This is a genomic window from Paraburkholderia sediminicola, assembly GCF_046026895.1.
Classification (GTDB): Bacteria; Pseudomonadota; Gammaproteobacteria; order Burkholderiales; family Burkholderiaceae; genus Paraburkholderia; species Paraburkholderia sediminicola_C.
The window spans coordinates 163,730-176,288 of record NZ_JAQQEU010000003.1 but is presented as its reverse complement, the minus strand read 5'-3'; the positions used below and the strand labels follow the sequence as shown (position 1 = coordinate 176,288).

Below are 12,559 nucleotides of genomic sequence, written 5' to 3'. Positions count from 1 at the left end.
ATGCCGCCGCGCGACGACCGCTTCAGCGCGGCGTGCCCGGGTACTCCAGCTTCGGATACCAGTCGCGGCCACGTCCGGCCGGCGTGAAGTCGAGCACGGTCCACAGCGGCATCAGGTCCGGCGCGCCGCGCGGATCCTGGCCCGGGTCCGCCGTCGACGCCCCCATCTCCGCGCCGTAGAAGTGCCGCACCGTGCCCCCGGAACGCGTGAACACATTGAGCGCGGGCAGGTCGTCGCCGGCGGGGTCTTCGCCCGCGTAAACGCGGTTGAACGTGTTGCCGCCCGACGAGTAGAGCCGCAAATGCCGCCAGCCGCGCTCCTTGGCGAACCCGACGAGCTTTTCGATTGGGGCGCGGCCGATCACCGCGAACGCCACACGCTGCAGGATGTCGGGCATTTCACCGTCGTAGGCGCTCAGCAGCGACGTGCACATCGGACAGGGCCGGGCGCGCTGCGGGCCGAACATCCAGTTGTAGGTGACGAGCGTATCGTGCGTGCCGAACATCTCCGACAGCGTCACCGGGCCCGCCTCGCCTTCGAAGCGATAGTCCTCGGGCACGAGGCCGCCGGGCGGCAACGCGCGGGGCTCCTCGGCGACCCGTTCGATATGGCGGCGCAATTCGATTTCCTCGGCCAGCAGCTCGTTGCGCGCGCGGCGGTACTCGGCGCTCTCGCCGGGAAAGCGCGGCGGCAAGTCGGCCAGCTGCCGGGCCGGCTTCAGGGTCGGGGTGGATGTGGATGCGAATGGAGTTGCTTCAGTCATCGGCCGTCTCCTTGTGCGGGAAAGGGGTAGAGGGCAAGTGGTCGCCCTCCATATAGCCACGACGAATGGGGGCAACGCAAATCGACGGCGATGGCAAAAAATTTCCGACATGTTCGAACGCCGCCTCACCCGCACGGCAAAAAACCCTAACGGCAACCTCAACCGTCCAGCGCGGTATCCTTTCCCGAAACAGCCAGGCGCGCCCAACGCGCCAGAACCGCCGTCTGGCGCACCGCGCGCCGTTCATGGGGATGCACCATGCCGCTTCGTCTGCCACCTCTGCCCGCCCTTCGTTTCTTCGAAGCGGCCGGCAGGCATCAGAGTTTCAAGCTTGCCGCCGCCGAGTTGAACGTCACGCCGAGCGCGGTCAGTCACGGCATCGTCGGTCTGGAACAGGCGCTCGGCGTCGAACTGTTCGTGCGCGAACCGCGCGGCATCTCGCTGACGGCGACGGGCGCGGATTACCTGTCCTACGTTGCCGAGGCGTTTTCACTGATCGCCATCGGCACGCAGCGGCTGCCGAACCATCGGGCGGATCGCCCGATCGCGCTGAGCTGCGCGCCGACCTTCGCGTCACGCTGGCTGCTGCCGCGCCTCGCCGGTTTTCGCGCGCGCTGGCCGAAGCTGAACGTGAGCGTCGACACGTCGCATCGCCAGGTCGGTTTTCCGGTCGCCGGCTTCGATTTCGCGATTCGCCTGAGCCGGGCGCCGGTGGCCGGCACGGCCTGGACGCGCCTGTTCGACGAACGGCTCGTGCCGGTCTGCAGTCCCGCTTATCTGGAGAACTTGCGCGGCGCGCACGGCCAAATCGAACTACGGCACGCGACGCTGATTCACGTGAACGCCGCGAGCGAGGACTGGCAAACCTGGCTCGACGCGACCGGCGCCGACGGCATCGAAACCGCCGGCGGCTTGCGCGTCGACACGATCCAGCTCGCGTTCGAAGCGGCTTGCATGGGCCTCGGCGTCGCGCTCGGCAGAAGGCCGCTGGTCGATAGCGATCTGGCGAGCGGCGCGCTCGTCGAAGCGAGTTCCACGACGGTCGCCTCGACCACCGCGTATTGGCTGGTAAGCGCGGAAAGCACGGACCGCCGGCCGGAACTGTTCGATTTCAAACGCTGGCTCGTGAGCGAGGCCGAACCGTTCGACCTGCGATCCGCGGCCACGGAATCCGGCTCGCGCAGCGCGTCGAACTGAAGCGCGTGCGGGGCGCGCACAGGTGAGCCGCGCTCACCTGTCGTCGAAATCTTTTCCTTTGCCGCGTTGCGCGCTCGCTGCGACCATGGCGTCGAAGGAGATCAGATCCATGTCGACCGCCAACAGCAGACGCTTCGCCACCGTCTTCAATCCGACCACGCTCGTGATCGTCGCCGGCGCGCTGATTCTGAGCGCCGCGATGGGCATCCGCCAAACCTTCGGGCTTTTCATCGGACCGTTCTCGTTCGACCGCGGCTTGCCGGTCACGCTGATCGCGTTCGCGATCGCGCTGCACAACCTCGTGTGGGGTTTCGCGCAGCCGTTCGCGGGCGCAGCCGCGGACCGCTACGGCTCGGCGCCGGTGGTCGCGTTCGGCGCGACGACCTTCGCGGCCGGCCTCGGACTTGCGGCGGTGGCGCCGAACGGCGCGCTGCTGATCGTCGGCATGGGAGTGCTGGTCGGCATCGGCGTGAGCTGCACGACGTTCGGCGTCGTGCAGCCGGCAGTCGGCCGGATCGCGACGCCGCAACAGCGCAGCATGGCGATGGGGCTCGTGAGCGCCGGCGGCTCGGCCGGGCAGGTGTTGATGATTCCGCTCGTGCAAGGCATCCGGTTGAGCTCGGGCGTCGCCGCATCGCTCTTCGCCCTCGCGTTCCTGATGCTGCTGATCGCGCCGCTCGGCATCGTGCTCGACCGGCGCGCGAGCGTCGGCACACCCAGCCACGAGCCGGCCGCCGCGCCGCTTCGCGAAGTGCTCGCTCTGGCGATCCGGCATCGCGGCTACCGGCTGCTGACGCTCGGTTTCTTCACGTGCGGTTTCCAGCTGGCGTTCATCGCGACGCATCTGCCCGAGTATCTGTCGCTCTGCCATATGCCGGTCGGACTCGGCGCCACCGCGCTCGCGCTGATCGGCCTGTTCAACATGGCGGGCAGTTGGGCATGCGGCTGGCTGGGCGGCCGGTTCCGGCAGCATCATGTGCTCGGCTGGCTGTATCTGATTCGCAGCGTGACGATCGGCGCGTTCTTCCTGCTGCCCAAAAGCGCCGCGTCAGTGGTGATTTTCGCGGCCGTGATGGGCCTGACCTGGCTCGGCACCGTTCCGCTCACGAGCGGACTGGTCGCGAAAGTGTTCGGCACGCGCCACCTGGGCAGCCTGTTCGGCGTGTGCTTTCTGAGCCATCAGATCGGCTCGTTTCTCGGTGCGTGGCTGGGCGGCCTCGCGTTCGATCTGACCGGCTCCTATGCGCTGCTGTGGGAAGCGACGGTGGTCACGGGATTGATCGCCGCGATGCTGCATTTCCCGATCGACGACACCGCCGTGAATCCGCCCGCGCTTCGCGCCGAACCGGCCGGTGCGTGAGCGCGAGCTTGAGCGTGAGCCCACAGCGCGCCAAACCCGCTTGCTCGCGGCTATTTGCGCGGCGCGTCGGGCGCCTTCGGCACACGTCCCATCAAAAAGAACTCGTCGTTCGGCCGCATCGAAATGACGTTGGCCATGCGGTTCGACAAGCCGAAAAATGCGGTGATCGCCGCGATGTCCCAGATGTCTTCGTCGCTGAAGCCGTGCTCGCGCAGCGTCTGAAAATCGGACTCGCCGACCGTGCCCGACGCGCGGCAGACCTTCAGCGCGAAGTCGAGCATCGCCTTCTGGCGCGCCGTGAGATCGGCCTTGCGATGATTGACGGCGACCTGATCGGCAAGCAGCGGCGCCTTCTCGTAGATGCGCAGAATCGCGCCGTGCGCGACCACGCAATACAGACACTCGTTCACCGCGCTCGTGGCGACCACGATCATCTCGCGCTCGCCTTTGGTGAGGCCGCCTTCCTTCAGCATCAACGCGTCGTGATACGCGAAGAACGCGCGGAATTCGTGAGGGCGATGCGCCAGAGTCAGAAACACGTTCGGAACGAAGCCGGCTTTCTCCTGCACCTCCAGGATGCGGGCGCGGATGTCGTCCGGCCATTCGCCCGGCTCCGGCACGGGATAGCGGCTGATCGGCTGAGGATGTGCCATGGGGTGTCTCCGTTATATCTGTATGAGCATGACGACGATTGTAGCAACGGGGCTAATACGCCGTGAGGCGTACCTGCGGCGAGCCGCCCGCGGCCGTTACGCTCGACAAAGGCCGATATCGGCTCCTGTATCGTCTAGACTTTCGGTTCAGGGAGCTTGAGCCGGATTGCGGCGAGCGGTGCAAACCGGATTGCAGCGGCGGCGAGCATCGCAGTCATCGCAGTCATCGCAGTCATCGCAGGAGCGACTATGTCAGACGTTTTGCGCGACGCGCGGGCGCCCGTCGTCAAGGTGCGCCCCGACCGGGAGATGGCGACGGCCCAGCGGCTGCCCTACTTTGTCGGCATTTCCGCGGGCACGGCGGGCAGCACGGGTTTGTCCATGTACATGGTGGTGGTGCCGCCCGGCGGCCATGCCGAGCCTCACTTTCACGCCGACTACGAAACCGCGATCTACCAGCTCGAAGGCAGAATCGAAACCCGCTATGGGCCAGGTCTGCGCGAGTCGGTCATTACCGAAGCGGGCGACTTCCTGTTCATTCCCCCGGGCGTGCCGCATCAGCCGTTCAATCTCGACGCCACTACCGCCGCCCGAGCGATCGTGGCGCGCAACCATGCGGACGAGCACGAACGTGTGGTGCCGTATGATCCGGCGGCGGACGCCTGATCTGACATGGTGCATCGCCGCCGTTTGTCTGCGCGGTTCGCCGGTCTGGTCCCCCGTCCGGCGCCGCCCACAGGCGAACGCCGGGCCGGGCCGTGGCCCTCGCTAGCCCATCGCCCCACAATTCTGCATAAATCCCGTCCGTGTGGCCCTTGGCGCTGCGTCCTTTCGCCACTTGTGCTTAAATCCGCTTTCCGTGGCGAGGCGTGCACTGTTTCCGCCGACCTGCCGCCGCTGTCGTCCGGAAGCGGAACGGACGGCGCGTTCGCCACACGCCTGTCAAACGCGGGCGATTTCATTTCCGATTTCATTGACTTCTACTGCATCTCAGGAGCGCGGTCGTGTGGCATTTTCCGGTTGCTATTCCACCCTCGCTGGGCGTATGGGCCGTTTTCATGAGCGTGCTCGTCACTCAGCTCGGCGTGCCGATCCCGGCCGCGCCGATGTTGATCCTCGGCGGAGCCATGGCCGCCATGGGACAGACCTCGTATCTCAACGTCGTATTCGCCGCGGTCGGCGCGACGCTGATCGCCGACTCGCTATGGTTCTTCACCGGACGCGCATACGGCCGGCGCCTTTTGAACTATCTGGTGCGCTTCTCGCTGTCGCTGGACACCACCGTGCGCGTCGCACGCAATACCTATGAACGCTACGGCGCGCCGATTCTCACCGTCGCCAAGTTTTTGCCCGGCCTCGGCCTGATCTCCGCGCCTTTGCTCGGCACGACGGCGATCAGCGTCGGCGTGTTTCTATGGTGGGATCTGGTCGGCGCCACGTTGTGGGCCAGCGTGTGGGTGATCGGCGGCGCCGCCTTGCACGACCAGATCGTGCAACTGGTGCTCCTCGTGCGACAAAACGGCTGCACGATTTTCGATGCGTTCGCGGCGATCTTCGCGGCGGCGCTGCTGTATCGTTGGGTGCGCCGCTTGCAGTTTCGCCGCTGGCTCGCGCATATGCGCATCGAGCCGGATCAGCTCGACGCCATGATGAAGTCCAACAATCCGCCGCTGATCCTCGATGCGCGTCCACCCTGCGTGCGCGCGAAGGAATCGCACCGGATCGCCGACGCCCGGCCGCTGGATCTCGACTCACCCGACCCGATCCATCCCGAGTTGCTGAAGCGGCCGATCGTCGTCTATTGCGTGTGTCCCAACGAAGCGACCGCCAAGCGCATCGTCAACCAGTTGCATCGCAAGAATATTCACCATGTCCGCGCGCTCAAGGGTGGACTCGACGCTTGGGAGAAACGCGGCTATCCGGTGGAACCCTTGCCGCCCGACTTCAATACCGCGATGGCGCATCTGATCGAGGATAAAGGCGGCGAAGGCGAATACACCGTGCGCGCGAGACTGGCGAAGTCGCCGCATTGATTCACGCGACGATGGTGGACCGGGCGGCACAACAAGCGTTTTGAGTATTCCACGCGCATCACCGATTGCGTCGTCAGATAAATCCAGTAAAGCATTCCTAAATATAGACACACGGATGCTCATTCGAAATGAGCGCTCGTTTCCAGACACTATCGGGAAAGTCCCGATCAATCTTTTCCGAAAGGGATTGACTGCCTTATTGGCTCGTATATGCTGGCTATCAGGCAGTCGTCGCGCGGGCGTCGCTGAATGTTTCGTGGGGCAGCGAAATCAGTTCGCGCAGTTCATGACGATCATCCCGGCGGCCTGTTTCGTTAAACGCCCCGTGCGGATTTCGAATTAGCCGTTCAATGTTTTCTACGTCGCCAGTCGAGTGTAATCGTGAGAGTCCGAGGCCCTTTGGTGAGATGGAATCGCAGTCGCGCGAGTGGTCTTCGCGCTGACAGCGCCATCGCCGACGGCAGCAGCGGCAGCCTTGCGTTCCGCCGCTTCCTGTCCGTCTTCCCGATCCTGTCCCGCCGTTCAGTTCGACGTCACAACGCCACTTCCGCGCGCGCGTTCATCGCGGTGCGCACAGACGAAGTCGCTTCGCTGCTGCCGTAGCGCCTCCCACCTTTTCGCCGTTCGATTCGTTCGCTTGGTCAGGCGTTGGCGTTGGCCTCAGCACCCGCTTCTTAGCCGCGCGTTCGCGGCTGCGCGGTGCTGTGCCGCCTGTGCACCTCGTGCGCCTCGTGTGTTTCGTGCACCGCAGATGCGTGGCGCAATGCCGCGGATGAAATCGAATAGCCCGTTCCCTTAGCACGCGCGGCGCGTCCTCCATTGACGACGGCCGCCTGCACGACTCCGGCGTCCCCGCGTTTCTTGCGCGGCTACGCATTCATGGCGCGCCGTGCTTAACACTTTCCATGTCGCGTCCCGCGAGGCATGCACACGTCTATTCGTTATGCGAAACAAACCTTTGGTCGGCATCAGCGCCGACAGAACGATGCTCGGAGCCCACGCGTCGCACGGGGTCGGTGAGAAATACATCACCGCGATCGTGGACGGCTCGCACGCGCTGGCCATGCTGCTGCCCGCGCTCGGCGAGCGTCAGTCCATCGACGACGTGTTGGCGACGCTCGACGGCCTGCTGTTCACCGGCAGCTATTCGAACGTTGAACCGCACCACTACGGCGGCAATCCTGGCGCGCCGGGCACGCTGCACGACGCCGCACGCGACGCCACGACGCTGCCGCTCATGCGCGCGGCGCTTGCCGCCGGTGTGCCGGTGCTGGCGGTATGTCGGGGCTTGCAGGAAATGAACGTGGCTTTCGGCGGGACCTTGCATCAAAGCGTCCACGCGGTGGCGGGTCTGAACGACCATCGTGAGAACGAGGAAGACGACCTGGACGTGCAATACGCACCATCGCATTCGATCAGGCTCACCGCAGGGGGCTTGTTGCAGCGGCTCATTGCAGCACCTGCGGGCGGACCGAACGAAGCGCGCGTGAATTCCTTGCACGGCCAGGGCATCGAGCGGCTCGGCGTTGGCCTCACGGCCGAAGCCGTTGCGCCGGACGGGCTAATCGAAGCGGTGAGCGTGAACGACGCGCGCGCCTTCGCACTGGGTGTGCAGTGGCACCCGGAGTGGAAGCATGCGGACGACGCGCTCTCCACCGCGATCTTTCGCGCGTTCGGCGATGCCTGCCGCGAGCGGATGCGCACGAAGGCCGGCTATGGAGCGGCGTTGTCCGCGACGCATGCCTGAGCCTTTGCGCGCACCAAAACAGAGAGAACAAATCATGCATGACATCGACGAATTTCTGAAGAAGCACCACGTCACCGAAATCGAAGCGATCATTCCGGATATGGCCGGGATCTCGCGCGGCAAGATCATTCCGCGCAGCAAGTTCGAGTCCGGCGAGTCCATGCGCCTGCCGCAGGCGGTGATGATCCAGACCGTCACCGGCGACTATCCGGCGGACGGCTCGCTCACCGGCGTGACCGATCCGGACATGGTGTGCGTGCCCGACGCCAGCACCATTCGGATGATTCCGTGGGCCGTCGATCCGACTGCTCAGGTGATTCACGATTGCGTCCACTTCGACGGCACGCCGGTGGCGATCTCGCCGCGCCGCGTGTTGCGCCGCGTGCTCGAACTCTACAAGGCCAAAGGCTGGAAGCCGGTTATCGCGCCCGAGCTGGAGTTCTACCTGGTCGACATGAACCGCGACCCCGACCTGCCACTGCAACCGCCCATCGGCCGCACGGGTCGCCCCGAAACCGGCCGCCAGGCGTATTCGATCGAAGCCGTCAACGAATTCGATCCGCTCTTCGAGGACATCTACGAGTACTGCGAGGTGCAGGAACTGGAAGTCGACACGCTGATTCACGAAGTGGGCGCCGCGCAGATGGAAATCAACTTCATGCACGGCGATCCGTTGAAGCTCGCCGACAGCGTGTTCCTGTTCAAACGCACGGTGCGCGAAGCGGCGCTGCGCCACAAGATGTACGCGACGTTCATGGCCAAGCCGATGGAAGGCGAACCGGGCTCGGCGATGCACATGCACCAAAGCCTCGTGGATGAAGAAACCGGCCGCAACGTGTTCACCAGCGCCGACGGCAAGCCGACTTCGCTGTTCACGAGCTACATCGCCGGCTTGCAGAAGTACACGCCGGCGCTGATGCCGATCTTCGCGCCGTACATCAACTCGTATCGCCGCCTGTCGCGTTTCATGGCCGCGCCGATCAACGTGGCGTGGGGTTACGACAACCGCACGGTGGGCTTCCGCATTCCGCATTCGGGCCCTGCCGCGCGCCGCATCGAAAACCGCATTCCGGGCGTGGACTGCAATCCGTATCTGGCGATCGCCGCGACGCTGGCCGCGGGCTACCTCGGCATGACGCAACAACTCGACGCCACCGAGCCGCTGCTCAGTGACGGCTACGCGTTGCCGTACCAGTTGCCGCGCAATCTGGAAGAAGGCATGACGCTGATGGCCTCATGCGAGCCGATTGCCGAAGTCCTAGGCGACAAGTTCGTCAAAGCCTACCTTGCTCTGAAAGAAACCGAATACGAGGCGTTTTTCCGCGTGATCAGTTCGTGGGAACGCCGGCATTTGCTGCTGCATGTCTGAGGCGGGATTGAAGAAAAGGCCCTGTTTCAAGGCCTGATTCGCGAATGCGAACGCAAAAACAGGAGGCAGTATGAACTACAGAACAGAAGAAGCCGCATGCGTCCAACCGGTGCAATCGGCGCACCCCGCCGCGAGCGCAAAGGCCGCGCGTAGCACCGCCGAATATCGCACCCTCGACGCCGCGCATCACATCCATCCGTTTTCGGATATGGGCTCGCTCAATCGCAGCGGCAGCCGCGTGATCGTCAAAGCACAGGGCGTGTATCTGTGGGACTCGGAAGGCAACAGGATCATCGACGGCATGGCGGGGCTGTGGTGCGTGAACCTCGGCTATGGCCGCAAGGAACTCGCCGACGCCGCGTACCGGCAAATGCAGGAACTCCCCTACTACAACACCTTCTTCAAGACCACGCACCCGCCGGTCATCGAACTGTCGGCGCTGCTCGCGCAGCTGACGCCTGAACCGTTCAAGCACTTCTTCTACTGCAATAGCGGCTCGGAAGGCAACGACACGGTGCTGCGCATCGTCCACCAATACTGGGCGACTCAACGCAAGCACGCGAAGAAGGTCGTCATCTCGCGCGCGAACGGATATCACGGTTCGACGATCGCGGGCGGCACGCTGGGCGGCATGAGTTATATGCACGAACAGATGCCGTCGAAGGTCGAGAACATCGTGCATATCGACCAGCCGTATTTCTTCGGCGAGGCCCCCTGCAATCAGACACCGGAAGAATTCGCACTGGCTCGCGCGCAGCAACTCGAAGCGAAGATTCTCGAAATCGGCGCGGACAATGTAGCGGCCTTCATCGGTGAGCCTTTCCAGGGAGCGGGCGGCGTGATTTTCCCGGCTTCGAAGTACTGGCCGGAGATCCAGCGCATCTGCCGCAAGTACGACATCCTGCTCGTCGCCGATGAAGTGATCGGCGGCTTCGGCCGCACCGGCGAATGGTTCGCGCATCAGCATTTCGGTTTCGAGCCGGATCTGCTCACGCTCGCGAAGGGCCTGACGAGCGGCTATGTGCCGATGGGCGCGGTGGCCCTGCATGAGCGCGTCGCCCAGGCGATCATCGGCAATGGCGACTTCAACCACGGGCTCACCTACTCCGGCCATCCGGTGGCGGCGGCCGTCGCGCTCGCCAATCTCAAGCTGCTGCGCGACGAGAAGATCGTCGAGCATGTGAAGAACGATATCGGGCCGTACTTCCAGAAGAAACTGCGCGACACCTTTGCCGATCATCCGATCGTCGGCGAGGTTTCCGGTGCGGGTCTGGTGGCCGGGCTGCAACTGGCCGAAGACCCGAAAGCGCGCAAGCGTTTCGCCAACGGCGGCGAGGTCGGTACGATCTGCCGTGACTTGTGCTTCAACGGCAACCTGATCATGCGCGCCAGCGGCGACAGGATGCTGTTGTCGCCGCCGCTCGTGATCAGCAAGCGGGAGATCGACGAGATCGTGTCGAAGGCCAAAGCCGCGATCGACACAACCGCGCAGCAGCTTGGTATTGCGTGAGCGCAGTTCGCCGGGCGCCGCTGCGCTGACATGATGCCGTGATGAGGCGCAGCGGTATTCCCATGCGGTTTGAGCTATCCAGCATGTTTCGCCATCGCGGCGACTGCTTGCGCGGCACTTTGAGCGCGCCCGCAGCCGCAAACCTCAACGTCATGCCGGCAGCGCCGCCGAAGCCCCAAAACCCCCACCGCGCGATCACCGCACGACGACCGGCCGCTTTACTATTGGCGATCGTCCGCACCATACTGTCATCTTGTCCGTATCCCCGCTTCCGAGGAGCCGCCGATGACCGCTCAACTCACTCGCGAAATCGCCTCCCGATTCGCCAATCTCGCGCTCGCTCATCTCACGCGCGAGTATCCGAACAAGCTGACGCACTCGCTCGCCGGGCCGCAGGACGTGCAAGGCCCGCGCGCGCTGCATCCGATCTTCTACGGCAGCTACGACTGGCATTCGTGCGTGCACGGCTACTGGCTGATCCTGCATCTGCTGGAGCGTTTTCCCGACCTGCCCGAAGCGGCGCGCATCGTCGCGGTGGTCGACGAGCATTTCACCGACGCCAACGTGGCCGGCGAACGCGCGTATCTCGACCTGCCGCACAACCGTGGTTTCGAGCGGCCGTATGGCTGGGCCTGGCTGCTGGCACTCAGCGCGCAAATGACGTCGTTAAAGCGCTCCGAAGCGGTGCGCTGGTCAAAAGCTTTTGCACCGCTCACCACATTCTTCGTCGAACGCTTCGAGGAATTTTTGCCGAAAGCGACCTACCCGCTACGCGTGGGCACGCATTTCAACATGGCCTTTGCGCTCGCGCTCACGCTGGATTTCGCGCGGCAGACTTCGCGCGACTCGCTCGAAGCGCTGCTCGTCAGTACCGCCGAGCGCTGGTTTCTGAACGACGTCGCGTGTCAGGCGTGGGAGCCCGCCGGCGACGAGTTCCTGTCGCCTTCGCTGATGGAGGCGGAATTGATGCGGCGCGTGTTGCCGCCGGCCCAGTTCGTCGACTGGTTCGGACGCTTTCTGCCTGATGTCGGCGCGAAGAAGCCGGCGACGTTGTTCGAGCCGGTCATCGTGACCGACCGCAGCGACGGCAAGATCGCGCATCTGGACGGCCTGAATCTGAGCCGCGCATGGTGTCAGCGTTCGCTCGCGCGTGCGCTGCCGGTCGGCGATATTCGCCGCAAGGTGTTGTTCGATGCGGCCGAGCGGCATCTGCAAAGCGCGTTGCCCCATGTAGCCGGGGATTACATGGGGGAGCACTGGCTGGGCACCTTCGCGACGCTCGCGCTGGAGGCCTGACTACAGTGAAGTGAAGTGAAGTGAAACGCCGGTCGGGGCTGGGGCGCCGTCAGCGCGAAACGGTTCCTGGCTACCAACCGTTTCACGCCGCCAGCGCCGCTCATTGATCCGCAGCCCAATGAAGAGAGCCGATGCCTGCAAACAAGCCGGTGCACGAACCGGCTCGCCGCATTACTGCGCTGTCTTCTTCGGCTTCGGCGACGCCTGCACCTTGCTGTACTGGAACTGCGGCGTCGCCTTCAACGCCGCCTTGGTCGCGCCGGCCAGATAGAAATTGCCGCCGCGAATATCGAGCGCGGCGATCGGCACCGCCACGTCATGCGACGCCACGCCGAGGAAGCCACCTGCGGATACGATCGCCGCGGACAGCGAACCGTCCGGCGCGACCACGAGATCGACCACCGTGCCGATCTTCTCGTTCTGGTCGTTGTACACCGCCTTGTTGAGAATGCTCTTCTTCACACTCCAGCCGCTTAGCAGCGCATTCGACTGCTCGACCGTGACGCTCAGCGGTTGCGTGCCGGCGACTTGCGCCTGAGCGCTCGCGCTGGCCGCTGCTGCTACCGCGACGACGACAACCAGTTTGCCCAAGGTCATAGGGTTCACTCCGTTGTTGATGGACTTGAACGGC

The 12,559-nt window shown here is 64.4% G+C and carries 12 protein-coding genes; 9 read left to right on the top strand and 3 right to left on the bottom strand.

The features are described from left to right. Positions 1-22: 22 nt before the first annotated feature. Positions 23-763 (bottom strand): DUF899 family protein, encoded by a 741-nt coding sequence (locus PQR02_RS03790; protein ID WP_408225664.1) that lies wholly within the window; start codon positions 761-763, stop codon positions 23-25. Positions 764-1,021: 258 nt separating this feature from the next. On the opposite strand from PQR02_RS03790, the gene PQR02_RS03785 reads away from it, so the two are divergent. Together PQR02_RS03785 and PQR02_RS03780 are read left to right on the top strand one after the other, a co-directional pair. Continuing rightward, the gene (locus PQR02_RS03785) at positions 1,022-1,960 is read left to right on the top strand and encodes a LysR substrate-binding domain-containing protein (protein ID WP_408225661.1); all 939 of its coding nucleotides are present in this window, start codon (positions 1,022-1,024) and stop codon (positions 1,958-1,960) included. 109 nt (positions 1,961-2,069) lie between these two features. Then, complete coding sequence (locus PQR02_RS03780; RefSeq protein ID WP_408225658.1) at positions 2,070-3,320, top strand: MFS transporter; 1,251 nt, start codon at positions 2,070-2,072, stop codon at positions 3,318-3,320. 50 nt (positions 3,321-3,370) lie between these two features. Here PQR02_RS03780 and PQR02_RS03775 read toward each other — a convergent pair whose 3' ends face one another. Then, complete coding sequence (locus tag PQR02_RS03775; protein WP_408225655.1) at positions 3,371-3,973, bottom strand: peroxidase-related enzyme; 603 nt, start codon at positions 3,971-3,973, stop codon at positions 3,371-3,373. A 249-nt stretch (positions 3,974-4,222) separates the two neighbouring features. On the opposite strand from PQR02_RS03775, the gene PQR02_RS03770 reads away from it, so the two are divergent. The 7 genes from PQR02_RS03770 (at position 4,223) to PQR02_RS03740 (ending at position 11,928) form a co-directional block, all read left to right on the top strand. Beyond that, positions 4,223-4,639 (top strand): cupin domain-containing protein, encoded by a 417-nt coding sequence (locus PQR02_RS03770; protein WP_408225652.1) that lies wholly within the window; start codon positions 4,223-4,225, stop codon positions 4,637-4,639. 338 nt (positions 4,640-4,977) lie between these two features. Further along, the gene (locus PQR02_RS03765) at positions 4,978-6,006 is read left to right on the top strand and encodes a VTT domain-containing protein (RefSeq protein ID WP_408225649.1); all 1,029 of its coding nucleotides are present in this window, start codon (positions 4,978-4,980) and stop codon (positions 6,004-6,006) included. 381 nt (positions 6,007-6,387) lie between these two features. Then, positions 6,388-6,609, top strand: coding sequence for a hypothetical protein (locus PQR02_RS03760; protein WP_408225646.1), 222 nt, complete (start codon positions 6,388-6,390; stop codon positions 6,607-6,609). 340 nt (positions 6,610-6,949) lie between these two features. Then, entirely contained in the window at positions 6,950-7,753 is an 804-nt protein-coding gene (locus PQR02_RS03755; protein WP_408225643.1) for a gamma-glutamyl-gamma-aminobutyrate hydrolase family protein, read from the top strand. A gap of 34 nt (positions 7,754-7,787) precedes the next feature. After that, the gene (locus PQR02_RS03750) at positions 7,788-9,122 is read left to right on the top strand and encodes a glutamine synthetase family protein (protein WP_408225640.1); all 1,335 of its coding nucleotides are present in this window, start codon (positions 7,788-7,790) and stop codon (positions 9,120-9,122) included. A 70-nt stretch (positions 9,123-9,192) separates the two neighbouring features. Next, the gene (locus PQR02_RS03745; protein WP_408225637.1) at positions 9,193-10,632 is read left to right on the top strand and encodes an aspartate aminotransferase family protein; all 1,440 of its coding nucleotides are present in this window, start codon (positions 9,193-9,195) and stop codon (positions 10,630-10,632) included. A gap of 285 nt (positions 10,633-10,917) precedes the next feature. After that, positions 10,918-11,928 carry a DUF2891 domain-containing protein gene (locus tag PQR02_RS03740; protein ID WP_408225634.1) on the top strand — a complete coding sequence of 337 codons (1,011 nt, stop codon included), beginning with the start codon at positions 10,918-10,920 and terminating at the stop codon, positions 11,926-11,928. 171 nt (positions 11,929-12,099) lie between these two features. On the opposite strand, the gene PQR02_RS03735 is transcribed toward PQR02_RS03740, so the two are convergent. Continuing rightward, the gene (locus PQR02_RS03735; RefSeq protein ID WP_408225631.1) at positions 12,100-12,525 is read right to left on the bottom strand and encodes a PRC-barrel domain-containing protein; all 426 of its coding nucleotides are present in this window, start codon (positions 12,523-12,525) and stop codon (positions 12,100-12,102) included. Positions 12,526-12,559 lie beyond the last annotated feature (34 nt).

What these genes read in the sequence shown, in the direction of transcription:
- PQR02_RS03740 (WP_408225634.1), top strand. Translation starts at nt 10,918, where the DNA reads ATGACCGCTCAACTCACTCGCGAAATCGCCTCCCGATTCGCCAATCTC.
- PQR02_RS03745 (WP_408225637.1), top strand. Translation starts at nt 9,193, where the DNA reads ATGAACTACAGAACAGAAGAAGCCGCATGCGTCCAACCGGTGCAATCG.
- PQR02_RS03770 (WP_408225652.1), top strand. Translation starts at nt 4,223, where the DNA reads ATGTCAGACGTTTTGCGCGACGCGCGGGCGCCCGTCGTCAAGGTGCGC.
- PQR02_RS03755 (WP_408225643.1), top strand. Translation starts at nt 6,950, where the DNA reads ATGCGAAACAAACCTTTGGTCGGCATCAGCGCCGACAGAACGATGCTC.
- PQR02_RS03750 (WP_408225640.1), top strand. Translation starts at nt 7,788, where the DNA reads ATGCATGACATCGACGAATTTCTGAAGAAGCACCACGTCACCGAAATC.
- PQR02_RS03790 (WP_408225664.1), bottom strand. Translation starts at nt 763, where the DNA reads ATGACTGAAGCAACTCCATTCGCATCCACATCCACCCCGACCCTGAAG.
- PQR02_RS03780 (WP_408225658.1), top strand. Translation starts at nt 2,070, where the DNA reads ATGTCGACCGCCAACAGCAGACGCTTCGCCACCGTCTTCAATCCGACC.
- PQR02_RS03785 (WP_408225661.1), top strand. Translation starts at nt 1,022, where the DNA reads ATGCCGCTTCGTCTGCCACCTCTGCCCGCCCTTCGTTTCTTCGAAGCG.
- PQR02_RS03735 (WP_408225631.1), bottom strand. Translation starts at nt 12,525, where the DNA reads ATGACCTTGGGCAAACTGGTTGTCGTCGTCGCGGTAGCAGCAGCGGCC.
- PQR02_RS03775 (WP_408225655.1), bottom strand. Translation starts at nt 3,973, where the DNA reads ATGGCACATCCTCAGCCGATCAGCCGCTATCCCGTGCCGGAGCCGGGC.